This is a genomic window from Syntrophotaleaceae bacterium, from assembly GCA_041390365.1.
Classification (GTDB): domain Bacteria; phylum Desulfobacterota; class Desulfuromonadia; order Desulfuromonadales; family Syntrophotaleaceae; genus JAWKQB01.
The window spans coordinates 177,665-192,891 of sequence record JAWKQB010000003.1; the positions used below are offsets into that span (position 1 = coordinate 177,665).

Annotated in this window: 10 protein-coding genes; 5 read left to right on the plus strand and 5 right to left on the minus strand. The window is 51.1% G+C overall.

What is annotated here, in order from left to right; translation table 11 throughout:
* The first annotated feature begins 26 nt into the window (after window positions 1–26).
* Window positions 27–1,192, plus strand: a protein-coding gene (locus tag R2940_13300; protein MEZ4600759.1) for an IS3 family transposase whose coding sequence is annotated in 2 segments (ribosomal slippage) — window positions 27–291 and window positions 291–1,192 — 1,167 coding nt in all. Because the reading frame shifts where the segments join, the coding sequence is not laid out codon by codon here.
* Between the two features lie 14 nt (window positions 1,193–1,206).
* Here R2940_13300 and R2940_13305 read toward each other — a convergent pair.
* The 3 genes from R2940_13305 to R2940_13315 form a co-directional block, all read right to left on the minus strand.
* Window positions 1,207–4,197: a glycosyltransferase family 2 protein gene (locus R2940_13305; GenBank protein MEZ4600760.1), complete on the minus strand. Its 2,991-nt coding sequence runs from the start codon at window positions 4,195–4,197 to the stop codon at window positions 1,207–1,209.
* Between the two features lie 1,309 nt (window positions 4,198–5,506).
* Window positions 5,507–5,812 carry a hypothetical protein gene (locus R2940_13310; protein MEZ4600761.1) on the minus strand — a complete coding sequence of 102 codons (306 nt, stop codon included), beginning with the start codon at window positions 5,810–5,812 and terminating at the stop codon, window positions 5,507–5,509.
* A 19-nt stretch (window positions 5,813–5,831) separates the two neighbouring features.
* Window positions 5,832–7,214 carry a hypothetical protein gene (locus tag R2940_13315; protein ID MEZ4600762.1) on the minus strand — a complete coding sequence of 461 codons (1,383 nt, stop codon included), beginning with the start codon at window positions 7,212–7,214 and terminating at the stop codon, window positions 5,832–5,834.
* A gap of 274 nt (window positions 7,215–7,488) precedes the next feature.
* Between R2940_13315 and R2940_13320 the strand changes: the two genes are divergently transcribed.
* A complete protein-coding gene (locus R2940_13320; protein ID MEZ4600763.1) occupies window positions 7,489–8,316 on the plus strand; it encodes a hypothetical protein in 828 nt (275 codons plus the stop codon).
* A gap of 3 nt (window positions 8,317–8,319) precedes the next feature.
* On the plus strand, window positions 8,320–9,069 hold the full coding sequence (locus tag R2940_13325; GenBank protein ID MEZ4600764.1) for a metallophosphoesterase family protein: 750 nt from the start codon (window positions 8,320–8,322) through the stop codon (window positions 9,067–9,069).
* Window positions 9,070–9,089: 20 nt separating this feature from the next.
* On the opposite strand, the gene R2940_13330 is transcribed toward R2940_13325, so the two are convergent.
* Both R2940_13330 and R2940_13335 read right to left on the minus strand, forming a co-directional pair.
* A complete protein-coding gene (locus R2940_13330) occupies window positions 9,090–10,319 on the minus strand; it encodes a tyrosine-type recombinase/integrase (GenBank protein ID MEZ4600765.1) in 1,230 nt (409 codons plus the stop codon).
* 203 nt (window positions 10,320–10,522) lie between these two features.
* On the minus strand, window positions 10,523–13,342 hold the full coding sequence (locus R2940_13335) for a GPMC system transcriptional regulator (GenBank protein ID MEZ4600766.1): 2,820 nt from the start codon (window positions 13,340–13,342) through the stop codon (window positions 10,523–10,525).
* Between the two features lie 235 nt (window positions 13,343–13,577).
* Between R2940_13335 and rdgC the strand changes: the two genes are divergently transcribed.
* A complete protein-coding gene (rdgC, locus tag R2940_13340) occupies window positions 13,578–14,699 on the plus strand; it encodes a recombination-associated protein RdgC (protein MEZ4600767.1) in 1,122 nt (373 codons plus the stop codon).
* A gap of 2 nt (window positions 14,700–14,701) precedes the next feature.
* Window positions 14,702–15,115 carry a gamma-glutamylcyclotransferase family protein gene (locus tag R2940_13345; protein ID MEZ4600768.1) on the plus strand — a complete coding sequence of 138 codons (414 nt, stop codon included), beginning with the start codon at window positions 14,702–14,704 and terminating at the stop codon, window positions 15,113–15,115.
* Window positions 15,116–15,227: the final 112 nt, after the last annotated feature.

A 15,227-nucleotide genomic window follows, 5' to 3' on the forward strand; every position in this document is an offset into this window, starting at 1 on the left:
GTAAACTGCCAGGCAGGAGAGTGACAATGAAAAGACAGCAACGGTATACGCCTGAGTTTCGCACTGAGGCGGTGAAAATGGTAACGGAACAGGGTCTATCGCAGCCGGAAGCAGCCAAACGGCTTTCGATACCCAAGGGCACACTGGCGAACTGGGTAGCGGAATCCAGGGCAGCCAACCTTTCAATAGCGCCTGGGGCGCTTTCTGCCGATGAACTGGCGAAAGAAAATTCCCGGTTGCGCAAGGAGCTTGCCGAGGCCCGCATGGAGCGTGACATCTTAAAAAAGGCGACGGCGTACTTTGCCAGGGAGTCGCTGCCCGGTACGCGTTCATGAAGCAATGGCGACTCCACTTTCCCGTTACGATCATGTGTCGGGTTTTCGATGTGTCCCGCAGCGGCTTTTACGCCTGGCTGACACGAGAACCGTCCCAACGTGCGCAAGAAGATGAACGCCTCAAGGTTGCTATCAAGGCCGCCCACAAGCGTACTCGCGAGAGTTACAGCTCGCGGCGATTACAGCCGGAGCTGGCGGCTGAAGGTTTTATCGCCGGACGGGATCGCATTGCCCGGTTACGCCGGGAATTGGGCATAAGGTGTCGACAGAGGCGCAAATTCAAGGCGACAACGAATTCAAAACACAACCTGCCGGTGGCGGAAAACCTGCTGGAACAAACCTTTACCCCCAGCGCGCCGAATGAGGTCTGGGTTTCAGACATTACCTACATCCCTACTGGCGAGGGCTGGCTCTACCTGGCAGGGATTAAGGACGTATTCACCTGCGAAATCGTCGGCTACGCCATGGCGGAGCGCATGACGCAGGAGCTGACCAGTCGGGCGCTATTCCGGGCGGCGCAACAGAAACGGCCCACGGCCGGGCTGATCCACCATTCGGACCGTGGCAGCCAGTATTGCTCCCACGACTACCAAAATCTCCTTGTGCAGTTTGGTATGAGGCCGTCGATGTCACGCAAGGGCAATTGCTATGACAATGCACCGATGGAGAGCTTCTGGGGAACCCTCAAGAATGAACTGGTGCATCATTGCCGCTACGCGACCAGGGCCGAGGCTGAAGCCTCTATCCGGGAGTACATCGAGATATTCTACAACCGCCAACGGCGTCATTCGCGCCTTGGCTATTTGGCGCCGGCCGTGTTCTTGCAAAACTTCAACCTTCAGACAGCGGCCGCTTGAGATGCGAGTGTCCACTATTGACAGGACACGTCAAGAATCTCATGCTGCAAATGCGGATCTTTGGAGAGAATCAGCTTAATCAGCCTTTCTTTTCTCAAGCGGACCTCAGGCGTGCGGACTGTAGTCGGCTCGTGATAATAAAAATAATCCTGGACAAATGTCGGAGACGAAGAAGCCTCAACCATAGGGATCATGGTTGCATAATCGGTGCACTCATCAATCCAATCTTCATCAATTTTCAGATACGCATCGGGAAGGGAATCAAAAAGCTTTTTTTGGAAAGAGCGCAGATGAATCCAAACGTCGCTACCCCATTTCCAGCGGATATCTTCGAAACTAGGATTGTAAATCTTAAGCGGTTTATCGGGTCGGAACATCCCACCAAGAATTACGTCATGTCCGGAAATCTTCTTTTCGCGCAGCATTGACACAGTTTTTGGATTGATTAGTGCGTCATCAAGGTCAAGGATGACGATCAGGCTCTCTGGGTTGGTACAGATATCTCTAATCCCGGTGATAAAATTGGGGATTCGGCCAACTTTCACGTGGCGACGGATCAAGGTGGCACGTGAACCAAAGGGCTTTAAATAATGCTGGAGAAGAGTAGCATCAGTTGTATCCGAAGCATCGTCAATGACAACCAATCCAAAACTCTGTTCATCCTGCATCTTGAGGCTGGCGATGCAACGCCTCAGCTTTTCTTTTGGTGTATTACGACCCTTAAGCAGGAAGACAATATCTTCGCCCCTAAAAGCATAAGACCATGACTCTTCCCCTCCTTTCAAATCCCACTCTTTCAGCTGAAAGGATGGCAGGCTTGCCTGTCCAATCAGGTCGCGAATAACTGCCAACTTGTCGGATTTATTCTTCCAGAAATTTTCAGGGTGAACGTAGAAACTTCGTTCATCCCCCCCTCGAAGGGTTCTAAACGAATTACGCTTCTGAAACAGTTGAAGCGAGCGGTGCCAGGTCAAATTGAGTGCTCCGTCGAACACACTATTGGGCAGGGGAAGACAGGACCTTATTCGGTCAAGATCGAGCAGACCACAACGCACCTCTGGGACATATTCACCCGGGGGAGCCCCATAAGGGTTCCGGGTCCCTTTAGGATGTGGGATGTTGAAAGCGACACCGAATGTATCCTGCTGACCACAACATGCCTCAATCATTTCGGTCAGGTAGTCATGTTCCATGTCACGCCTGCCAATCAGCACATCGACATCACATTGCAAGACGTACCGCGTCCTGACCTGATCGAAACCCCATAGCTGTGATGCGACAGGGGCAGATTTGGTCGTATGTGACGCCAAGCAATCAAGGTCAAACCATCTTGAATTAATCTCCCGAATAGTTTCTTTATCTTCAGGCATGACCATCAGGCGGTTGATTACCCCTGCCGCTCTTAGCCTTCTCGCCTTTTTAATGAGCAGCTCAAAATTGCCAGGGCAGTGTTGCCGCAAAAAAGGTCCCTTGTAAGGGTCGACGAGCAACAAAACTTCCCGGAACTTGCGCGGCTTGGACAAGAGCGAAACAATGTACCGCACCTGGTGCTCCAGAGATTCGGCATCCATTGAACAACACTTGATTAATAAAGTGACGTCTTTCGCGCATGGCAGTTCAACTGGATCCGGACACGTCGCTTTTTGCCATTGAGCCTGTACATGCGTCAAGATAAGTTCACGGTAAAAGCTCTCGAAACCGGGGATCTCGCTGAGAACATCCTCCTGTCTACGTTGATCTTTTCTTCGCAAAAATTCCCCGTCGGGACAATTCAAGGCAGCAATTGCATAAAGACGTGCCGCCGAGTCCCTGAAATAATCTGCCCTCATGGCTACGATATCCTTGCCGATATCCGCCATAAATAGCTTCCCATCCGGAGCGATTCTGAAATTTTCGCGTTTAATATTTTTGCAAACAAATCCTTTTGTTAAGCAAAAAGCCAGAAACTCATGCGCTTGGGCAATGGAAATCTGGTTGACAGGTTCTGAGGGTCGATAAGGATAACGACAAACCCAACTCCCATCTGCAAAAACCCAATCAGGACTTGGGAGGAATGGGAATGTCATTTTTAGAATTTTATTAAGTTCATCAACTCCGGCATCGGATAGCTCCTCAGGATAAAAGTGTTTTTCCACAACCCCTTCTATCCGCCGGACAATCCCTTCCTGACCATGCCCGAGAATTTGCCCACCTAATTTTTTTATCTTAACCCATAAGCCTGCGGCTTGATACAACTTCTGCCGCGTCAATTTATGCCGGGAAGCCGCTAAATTTCGCTCTGTTTCGCATCCGATTAGGGAATAGTCACAATAATATGCCGATTCAAGAATGGCCCCTTCATGCGCGTGATTCAACAAAAGGTCTGTCACAAGCCAATGATCCTCTGCGCTTCTGATATCAGGATAACGCCAGCCGCTACGCGCAGAGAGCAGCAGATTGCATGATGGAAGTTCATTTGTGGCCGCTCCAGACGCCATGTCTTTAAGAATCGAAAGCACAAAATGATCATTCAGAAGGTCTTTGGTTGCTGGGTTTTCTCTGCAGATTAACTGGCCATTTTGCACTAAGCGGTTTCCCCCAATGACGTATCGAGCGTTCGCCATTTCTCCCCTGTTACATGCAGCAGCTAAAGAGGCTGAACCGGTAAAACGGTCATCTGCATCAAGTCGAGCAATCCATTTGGCCTTGGGAAAGTTTTCATCGACGAAATCGAGAATGGCGTTACGTGTCCGCGCCGGGGTCCCGCAATTCCCCTTAATAACAACCATTTCCGGGCGAGTCAGATATTCATCAACGCAAATTTGCCAATCATCTGAGGAGTAGTCATCCAGAAGCACAACAGCGAGTTTCCTGCCCGGAAGTTCTTGCTCAAAAATACTATCGAGGCATCGCCTTATCGTAGATGCCTGATTGTGCAACCCGACCCCTACGATGACCTCCGCGTCAAAAGAGGCATTCAAGTTTTTTGGATGGGTTAGCTGAATATTGCGTGGGCAGAGATTCATGGCAAACTTTCAAAATCCAAATTAAATCGAATATCTTGATTTGACATGCCCATCGGAGATCCTGTCAAATCTTTCCTGGTCTTTGTGAAATGCCCGCCCGGTTAGCCAGGCGGGCATTTCGCGTTAAAGAAAGAGTTAGGTTCGGGAAAGCCACTATCACTGCTGATCTAGTCGCCACCGTCGACTGCATCGCCGAATGTAATCATAGTAATCCTGCTCATCGTTCGACAGGTCGTCAATACCCTCGATGATCATGGTCTCTGGCCAGTCGAGGCCATCATCCAGGTCGCGTGCCAGATCAGAGCCGGAAACATCAGGCGGCGCGGCGGGCCAATGTTTGCAGCAGTTTAGCAAATGGTCCAAGTGCTTTACTACTCGCCGCCTGTAGGGAATTTCCTCGGCATATGTCTTGCGGAGTCCAGCGTCCAGATCATCCCACACAAGAGCATTTTCAATGCGAAGCAGCACCTCCAAGTTGTCTTGTCGCTCGGCAGCGAGGACATTTTCGATCTGGTCGATTTTTTTTCATAATTCATGACACTTCAAATAAAGCCCATCTGGAGAACCGGGTGGCTTTTTCGAGTTTAAGGAGTGGTGATTCGCAGGAATTGACCCGCATGGGTGAATGTCAGCTAAACCTGGACTGTCCCTGGATGGGGACTACCCCAGGCCTTTGCGGCACGAACCTGCATGGTTTCCCCCTGAAACGTATGCGGCCTGTTTAAACCTCATTAGCCACGCACTGTCTCTAATTGTCAGTGACATGTCTCCAGACGCCTTAAGTATATAGTCCAGGGAAAGATTGACTGAATGTATCACAACTCCTCCTTGACTCCAAAGGTAAACCGACTGGTTAGCCGCCGACATATTCTGAAACACCTAAAGTATGGGAAAAAATTTCCAAAAGCTACCAAAACATAGATGAACAAAATTAGTTCTATGACTTTAGTAATTTCCGCAAGTACTTGATAGGATTCTTAATTTCTTTCAAATTATTTTCTTTTTTGCGACGATCTATTATCTGCTTTTCCAATTACCCCACCTCACTTTCAGGCACAGGCCTGTAAACGCTTTATAAACTGTCCCGCCATTAGGCAAACACGGTGGTGATTTAGACTCAGCATGTTAGGAAAGTTATAAACCATGATATTTTTGGAAAATTTATGAAATTTATTATTTTTACTATTTTTAGTAATTAATTCACTCTCTGTTTCCCACACTAGTGACAAAATTTGAAACCATTTCAATGATTCTGATGATATTTTGCGGGTCTGAATTTAAGGAAAGATTAAACGCTGAAATTACAATATTATCTACGCTTCAAATCTCTGGCGTCCAGACGCTCCCCGTCTGCTAATAAGATATGCTCACGATATTTTTTCCAACTCCCCTTAGCCAAGACCTGAGCTTTTTTCATATCTTTAATAAAAAAGTCAAATTGCAAAGTCGCAAGAACCGTAATTTTTCCATTGTTTACAATTGTGTCATTTGAGGAGATTAGGAAAAAATGTAGCAATGTTCCCTCAAGGTCTCCTTTCCAATAGCAAAGAACATTGCCATTTTCAAAGCTTGTACAAAAAAATCCTGGCAAATTACCAATGGTTATGGTTTTCATCTGACTTTATCTCCGCATGCTATTTTGCGTCATTTTCTACATGTAAAAGAAATGAGTCTTGTCTCTTACCCAGCGTTCCGTCCTTTCGAAATCTTGTTCCCCATATCCTGAAACACATCTCTGAGTCATAAAGATAGATACTGGCGCCATCAATTCGCGTTCGCACCATTTGCCCCTGCGACTTTAGAATGACGATATCACCTTTCTCAATTCCGAGGACATCCCTACAGAGCTCCGCTTTTTCAGCTTCAAGGGACATCTCCCAAATTTCCAGCCTCTCCTCCATTTTGCGCCAAGCACGACGGGCACTGAGAAAGGGGCCCGAATCTCCCTCTCCAAACCACAACCTGTCCGCCAAGGCCAGGCGATCATCGGGGATTCCCCTCTCCATGTCATACAAAGTGGCCACCAATGAATCGTATATGTGCTCAACCTTTTTTAAGGCTCTCAAGCGATCTGCGAAGGGACGTACCTTCACTTGGGGCACGACCGCGGGTAATTCAATCTTGCTTTTTGGCAGTAATTCAGCCGGGACTAGTTGTTGTATTGGAAGATGCACCGTATCGAATCGGTCGGGTCTTGAATCCCAGATCCTCCTTACCTCGCATTGAAGCCATATATCCTGATTAGAAACGCAAAGTAAAGTATTCACACTGGCACATGATCCAGGGGTGTCCACATAGCGAACGGACCAAGCAAAGTCAGATCCCTTGAGTTCCGATGTGACGTACGGAAGCCTGTTCTCATATGCCAGCAGACACAAGTGAGCAACTCTCTGCTGGAGCTGCGAAGAAAGTCGGAGCGTAATAATTGGTCCTGGGTCGTATTCACTTTGGCGATCTTCCCGCTGGAAAAGCACTATCTGATCTTTGGCCAGGGGCAGGAGTTTTGTTACCAGACCACTGATACTCTGAAAAATCCCCGTTCGACTACGCACCGCGTTACTTCCCTCTTTTATCCACTTTTCATAACGATTTTGTACCAAAATCAGGATATGGGCGGCCAAGGCGGCGTCTATGGAGCGGATACCGTCATATGCGAGTTCACATTGAGTTGTCTCCACTCCGGCGATAGACAATTCCTGCAAAACGTTTTTCAGAAAGTCCTTCTGCAGCTTTGAAAGTTTTATCAATGCGCTCCGCCCAGACTCGTCTTTTTTGGACTGACGGCGCTTTATGCGCTTTTCGGTTTGCTCGCAAAATGCTCTAAGGGGCGGGTGCTTGGGGACCCTGCCCGCTTTTACCATTGCCCAATACCCTCTCGGTGGCTTTGGCACTTGAAGGCGACGGCACAATTTCCCTAGAGCCACATCGGAAATCCCTAGCTCCTTGGCAACTTCCGTAGCAGGTCTCTCCCAGATCAGAACAAACAACTCCTCGCGATCAATCTTTTTGCTCTTCATCTTTTTGCCATTCGCTCGGCCGCCATCTCGCAATGACTCGTCGTCATCGCATGGGCAGCATAATCATCGCTAGTTTCAGGCCCTACCGAACCTTTTTCCTACGAACTAGCTAGCCCCTTTGCAATATCCCTGGATTTTGAAATAAGCATTTTCGTCACGAGGTCATGTTTTAAGTGGATCGTGTCTTTTCAACTATTATCTTCCTTAAATTTTCGTTATTCATTATAATAACGGATATCGTTATTTTTATAAATATCAAAACAAGAGGCTTGAAGTGGAAAAGAGAGTCACCTTAAAAACCGTCCAAGAAGCTATTACCACCCTACAATCGCAAGGTGAACGAATATCCCAACGAAAAATAAGAACTTTTCTGGGCGGCGGCAACCCCAATGAAATCAACCGTCTTCTCAAACAAATCGAAGCGGCTGATTCCGACGGAATTGAATTGCCAGCAGAGCTGCCGCCAACCTTGGTAAAGGCCCTCTTAGCAGAAGTCACGAATTTGGTAATAAAAGCTACCGAAAGTCTACGCAAGGAAGTGGAGAAAACTCAATCGCGGGAATCCGAAGCTTTGGAGGATCTGACCAAGTCTGAACAAAAGGTCGAAACTCTGGAGAAACAGCTTAAAGAAGTCATCGACGAGGCAAACCGGGGCCGACAAGAAGCCGAAAAAACTGCTGCAATCTCGGCCAGGGAAATCGCAGATTTAAAAAACCGTGTTGGCCCTTTGGAAGCCGAACGCAAACATCTTATTGAAGCAGGAGAAAGGGCAAGGATGGAGGCTGCAAGAGCACTTACGCGGGCGGAATCTGACTGTCAATCTTTGGAAAAAGCTGACGCCAGAGCGCGAGAACTCGAGGTTCAGTTGACGAAAATGCAGGAAGAAAAATTTCAAGCAGAACGAGCCAGGGCTGTTGCTGAACAGCGAAGCAATGGCCTTGAAGAGTCCTTGTTGGAATTAAAGAAGGAAGCCAAAGATACCATTGGCGAGCAAAAAATTGAAATTCAGGAACTCCGGGCCACTAATTTCGAACTACAAAAATCACTGGCTCTGGCTGAGCGGGAAATTGAAAAATTGAAGTTCAGTAGCGGGTTAGAGTAAATCATGCGTTTGTTAGCAATTGGGGACATTCACGGCAGTAGCGAAAAGCTCGAAACTTTAATCGGAAAGATCGATCCGAGGCGAGACGACCAGTTGGTTTTCTTGGGGGATTATATCGATCGTGGCCCTAATTCATGTGAAGTCATCGAATTTCTAGTGAATTTCCAAGAGAATTTTCCCAAAACGGTTTGTCTACGAGGCAACCATGAGTGGCTAATGCTTGACGCTCTCTGGGAAGCCGGAATCGACACAGGCACGCCTTTACTTAATTCCTGTTCAAGCCTCTGGCACCGGGAAACGGCATGGATGCCCACCTCGGAAGACAAGAACATTTTGCTTTGGCTGCACAACCACGGCTATGCGACTCTGAAAAGTTACGGCATTTTTCTGAAAAGAGACCATAAAGGCTTGAGGCTGGACGATTATCGCAGAGCATTCGAGCCAATCCCTGCCAAACATATCGAATTCCTGGCATCTACCCAGCTCTGTTATGAGAAGGGTGATTTCCTTTTTGTTCATGCAGGGGTAAATGCAAGCAAGAGCCTAGAAGAGCAGGATCCTTATCATCTGCTGTGGTCCAGGGAAGGATTTTGGCAATATTGTGCCGGCTGGAACCGGTGTGTCGTCCACGGGCACACTCCGGTTTCCAGCCCACAAATCAGCAAATTTGAGATTGCACTCGATACCGGCGCAGTAGCTGGCGGAGAACTAACAGCCTGTGATGTATATACTGGTCACCTTTGGCAGGCATGAAAGCGCTACAGAATTTCCGGTTAGTCTTTCATGAGCCGCTCCATCGAGTCGACGATTTTTTGCAGTGGCTCTCTATAGTCTTCTGCTTCTGTCTCATCGTATTTTCGACCTGAAATGGATGGATCAAGATGATTTGTCAAACGATCTGCTTCCCTGGCTAGTTGCAATTTTCGGCCTGTAGTAATAAAGGAACGCCGTAATCCGTGCACTGTCATTTTAAGTCCTGTCTTGTCTCTCAAAGATTGCGCCGTCAGTCGAACATGTCCCGTTTTATTCAGTCGAGAAGAAGAAGCAAAGACCCATGGATTTTCATCAGGCACTTCTTGCCGTCGCCGACGGATTATTTCAATTGACTGCCGAGCAAGTGGGACATGTAAGTCTTCGCGGTTCTTTGTGTCCGGAATTCGTATCTCATTTTTTTCTAAGCTAACTTGATCCCATCTGAGTGCAGAAGCTTCTTGGCTTCTCAATCCTTGGTATAATGCCAGCAAATAACAATCCCGCGTGGCCGGATTAAACGTCTGGATTCCTATATAAAACTTCCTGAAATCCTCATTCCGAAGACATTCATTGCGGGTTTTAATTGGGGCCAGAATCCCGGCTTTCTTATCCATCATTGACTTTAAGGGGTTGGAAGGCATAGCACCTGGGTATTTAAAGCAGGCATGGTTAAGGACTGCATTGAGGATCACGAAAGCGTTCCGCGCCGCATAGTTGCCGTTGGCTATGGAGATCTTAGTGTGGAGATCAATCAGTAAAACATTAGTAAGTTTTTCTGCAATTTCTGGCAAAGTCATCTTATGCCAACATTGAAAATGTTGATTGAATCTTCTTTCGTAGTCTGTTTTTGTAACCTCTTTACGCTTATTCCCTCTTGGAGTATTCTTTTCAGAAAGATATTGATGGAACATTTCAAGTAGGGTCACATCCAAACCTTCTACTTTTGTTTTGCTACGTTTCAGTTCCAGACGTCTTCCTGGCACAAACGTCTTTCCCCTATCATCATATCCCCCAACCAGTTTCTTTGCTTGAGACAGGGTTATGTCACCAAAGCGTCCTATAATTTCGCGAACGGTTCGATATCCCCTCTTTGCACTTGCATCTTTCACGTCTACTTTGCAGAAAAAGGTTTTGCTGATTTTGCCAACCCTCAGTCCCAGACCAGCGGTTTCAGAGTCGAAATAGTCAATCGGTCGTCCCGTGAACTGCAAGTTCTCAATATCCTCTTTGGTAAATTTAATCCTTGGCATATTGCTCCTCAAGTGTTCGTACCTTTAACACGTTTTATCCGGTTTAAAGGGCTAGGTATGAAATGGGTACGACCAGAAATAAAAAAGCTGCTAAACCTATGCAAAAGTTTTAGCAGCAAAAAAATTTTGAATCAACAGGTAAGTTATTGATATTATTGCTAATTATGAATAAATATGACTCCTTACAAAAAGTTATTAATTGATCAGATCCTTATGGTTTTGTAGAGGAAATTCTTGAACTTGTAGAATTGCCGCCGCTGATCGGGATCTCCGTTGGGATCGCTGCAGGCGCGCAGCATCTCTGCTGCTTGCGGCATGGTGGAGGCTCCCCGGGCGCGGGCCAGGTCGATCACCGCTGCGACCACGTCGCGGGAGATGCGCTTTTCGGTAAAGGGGGCGTGGACTCCGTCCCAAAAATCGGTTTCCCCACCGAGGATGGAATCGAGCATCTCCCGCGCCACCTGGCCGGTCAGTTTTTCGCTGGCCGGCTCGTCCCCGTTCCGGCCGAAGGAGCCGAGCACCCTTTTCATGTCCTGCTCCGAAATGACCCGGCCATTACGGAAGAACAAAGCCCGCACCAGAATACTGCGCAGTTCCCTTATATTGCCTGTGTAGTAATGAGAGGCCAGCAGCTCCTGGGCACCTCGGGAGAGGGTCGGCGCGTCCTCCTCGCTTTCTTCCGGACGTTTGTACACCTTGTGCAGCTTGCCCAAAAAATGGATGGCGAGGTCGGGAATATCCTCCCGGCGCTCATTCAGGGACGGCACCTCCATGGTCAATTCCGAGAGGCGGTGGTAGAGGTCCTCGCGGAACACCCCCTCTTCGATCAGGCGGTCCAAATTCTTGTTGGTGGCGGCCACCAGCAGCACCCGGGCATACCGGGTCAGATTCTCCCCGAGCCGCACGAATCCGCCATTGTCGAGAAACCGCAGCAACTGCACCTGGGTCTTCGGATCGGCATCACCGATCTCGTCGAGAAACACCAGTCCGCCGTGGGCCTCCTCGAGAATACCTTTGCGATCAGCGTGGGCACCGGTAAAGGCTCCCCGCTTGTGGCCGAACAGCTCCGAGTAGGTCAACTCTCCGCTGTAGGCGGCGATGTTGGTCTTTTTAACCGGCAGTTCCCCTCTCGGATTGATCTTGTCCCGATAGAAATCGTTGAGACGGGAGTAAAGGTTGTTGAACAGGAACTCCTTGCCGCTGCCGGTGTCGCCGGTGATGAGGATCGAGGGCAGGCCGAGGGTCGCCTCGGCCACGTCGCTCTGCCACCACATGGTGATGCGATTGAACAGCGGTGGGGTGATGCGCTGGATGAATTCAACCAGCTCGGTTGCCCGGGGAGAATTGCCGATCAGGTTGCCCAGCTTGTAGCTCGAGACGTTGGGATTTTTGTAGGCTGCATCGCTGCCGAGCCGGTTGACCTCGACAGTCAGCATCTCGATCTGCTGCATGTCGGCAATGTGGCGGGCGATCATGCGGCTGATGATCTGCAGGATCCGCTTGTGCTCGTCGGTGAAAAAGTGGGGACGAAGGCTGTCGAGGCAGATGACCGCGATCACCTGATCGTCGCAGATCACCGGCACCCCGATTTCGCTGCGGATGATGTTGGTGATTTCCCGATAGAACCCTCCCGAACGCTTTTCCTCGATCGTATCCGCCACCACGTAGGGACGCCCGCTATAGGCCACGAACCCGGTCAGACTGCGCTTTTCGGGTGGCAGGTCCCTCCCCCCCACCTGCAGGGGAGGTATGTGTTTCTTCAGCCGCTGCTTGCTCTTTGCGCCCACCAGTTTGCCGTCCGGCTCTTCCACCACCAGCCAGCTTTCCGTCGGCTTGCGGCGCACCAGGGCAATGCTGCCGGTATCGGCCCCGATCAGCTCCGTGGCCTTGGACAGCACGCTGTTGAGGAAGGTCGGCAGACTCTCGAACTTTTCCTGCAGCAGATCGTTGATTTCGGAGAGCACCTGGATTTCCATGTGCTCGTCGCCGATCTCCTGGATAATCCGCTGGGCCATTTCCGCGTGGGCCTCAAGCAGACCCTTTTCAAATTCGCTGAAGTTGTGGGTTCCCCGGGTGTAGTAATTGACCAGGCAGATGACCCGGCGGGTGCGGGGGTCGTAGCGGGGCACCACATAGAGTGACTTCAATCCAAGTTGCTCGGTCAGATAGCGCTTCTGCAGGAATTCCGACGACAGGGTGGGGAAATAGAGGGGATCGAGCAATGTCTCGTCGATGATCACCCCGGCGCTGTTGATGTAGCGCGACAAAAGCGACTGGCCGGGGCCCAGGTTAATCAGCTTCTGGTTCTCGTAGGCCTGCTTGTCTTCCAGCACATTCGAGTAGGAGGCCAGGATCTGCAACCCCTCCTCGCCATTCTCGGTTCCCAGAGGACAGGGCACCAGCACAGCTGCCAGGGCCAGCTTGTCGATCAGCTTCACCGCCGACTGGACCATGTAGTAGGCTGCTTCCTTCTTCTTGCCCTCGTCCACCCGCCGGGCCAGCACCATTTGCTGATGATAGAGCCGGGCCTGGTCGACAGCCGGTGCGATGCCGTCAACGAAACTGCGCAATTGGCGGCACTGGGCAGGATCGACCAGTTGCTCGGGACGGCTGCTGTCCACACACAGGACCCCCACCGCGCGCCCGCGATGAATCAGAGGCAGTTGGTAGCTCGAAAGGGTATGAAACTGCGCCGCGATGTGCCGCACTAACGGATTTTCGAGTTCGGACATATTGCCGAACTGCTGTTCCTCATGGGTGTGATAGACCAGCGACACGGGATAATCGACGTTGTTGATGGGAAAGCTCTGCTCGCGGATCGCCGCCGCCTGGCGGCCGGTGGCCATGGCGCAGGCCAGGCTGCCGCTGGTGAGGTCCTCCAGATAAACCCGGCACATGTTGCGGCCGGTGACCAGGTGGACGGCCTTGGCCAGCACATGCAGAATATCGTCGAGACTCTCCTTGCCGTAGCCGTTGATCTTGGCAGAAAGAAGGGAAAGCTGGGCGTTGATGAAAGGATCCATGGTCGCAACCTTAGCAATGAGTAGAATAATTACTCAATGAGTATAAGGCGGATCGTGACATGATGTAAAGGCTTGGCATACGACGGTCCTACTCCTCATCCTCCCCCCTCACTTCTCACGCCCTTCAAAAAACCCTTGCCCGCAGCGACCATACAGTGTAAGAGGTAGGGCCACCCTCAACCCGACCCTCTCCCTAGGGAAAGGGAGTTATTTATTAAACTTGCAAGGAGCAATCATGGGCCTTCTCGCCAATACCGTCAGTTGCTGTCAATTCCAGGTCGTCGGCACCCTTCCCGAGGGGCATGCCGGGGAATGGGCCGCCGAATGCCTCAGCAAACGGGCTTTCCAGACCATCGAACACTCCGCCGAAGAGCTTTCCCTGGGCTGGGTGGAGCTGGATGACTTTCAATCCGCCGCCTTCGCCGACCCCCGCACCTTCTGCCGCGACCGGTTTCTCACCTTTACTCTGCGTCGCGACCGGCGCCGGGTGCCAGCCGGGCTGTTCAAGGCCCATATGGAGCGGGCCGAACAGGAATTTCTCGCCGCCAACCCCGGCCTGCAGCGGGTCCCCAAACCCCGCCGGGAGGAACTGCGGGAGGCTGTCCGCGGCGCGCTGCTGGCCAAGACCCTGCCGGTTCCGGCCACCTATGATACCGTCTGGGACACGGAAAACGGCGTGCTGACTCTGGCAACCCTCAACAGTCAGGTGATCGAGCAGTTCGAGGACCTGTTCAAGGTCACCTTCGAGGGCTTGAAACTGGTCGCCGTGCACCCCTTTGCCCGAGCCCGGAAGGTGGTGGACGGAAATCTGAGCGAGGCCCTCGCAGCCGCCAACCGCGCCAGCAACGACACTGTGCTCGACCTGATCCAGGACAACCGCTGGCTGGGTTGGGACTTTCTGCGCTGGCTGGTCGACCAGACCATGAACGAAAGCTGCCGCTACCGCGTCAGCCGCCCCGGGCCGGCCAATGAAGGGGAAGAATTCGTCGCCTACATCAATGACCGGCTGGTACTGGAAGGGGAAGACGAGGAAGGACGGCAGAAGGTCACCGTGGCCGGGCCGCAGAACCGCTTCGATGAGGTGATGGCCGCGCTGGAAAACGGCAAGAACATCTGCGAGGCGACCCTTTATCTGGAACAGGACGAAAACCTTTGGAAACTGACCCTGAAGGGGGAGCTTTTCCAGTTCGGTTCCTTCAAGGCGCCGTCGGTCAAGCTGGAAAAGGACGACATGGTCGACCCGGACAGCGAGCGCCAAGCCCTGTTTTTTGAACGGATGTACCTGGTGGAAACCGGCTTGCAGCTCTTCGACAGCCTGCTGGCCGCCTTCCTGCGCCAGCATCTGGAGAACCGCTGAGCATGACGGCAGCCCCCGAGCATCTCTTCGTCTACGGCACCCTGCGCCCGTCCCTCCGCCATCCGGCCCTGCGGCTTTTGGCGGAAGGGGCGGAGCTGCTGGAATCCGGGCGGATGCAGGGGAGCCTTTTCGAAATTGCCGGATACCCGGGAGCCGTGCCATCGGATGACCCCGCGGACCAGGTGCTGGGCGAGGTCTACCGACTGACCGATCCCATCGCGGTCCTGTCCCGTCTGGATGAATACGAAGAGGCCGCCGACCGCTTTCCCGCTCCTCGCGAATATCGTCGCGAGCGGGTGGAAGTAACGCTGGCGAACGGGGAAACGGTCATGGCCTGGGTGTATGTCTACAACCGGCCGACGGACGGACTGATACGGATTGTTGGGGGGGATTATCTGAAATTCGGTGAGGAGTGAGGAGTGAGGAGTGAGGAGTGAGGAGTGAGGAGTGAGGAGTAATTTAAGCCGAAACATATTTAATAGGTATATTTTTTATAGCCTTAGCCTTGGATTCCAACACCTCACCCCT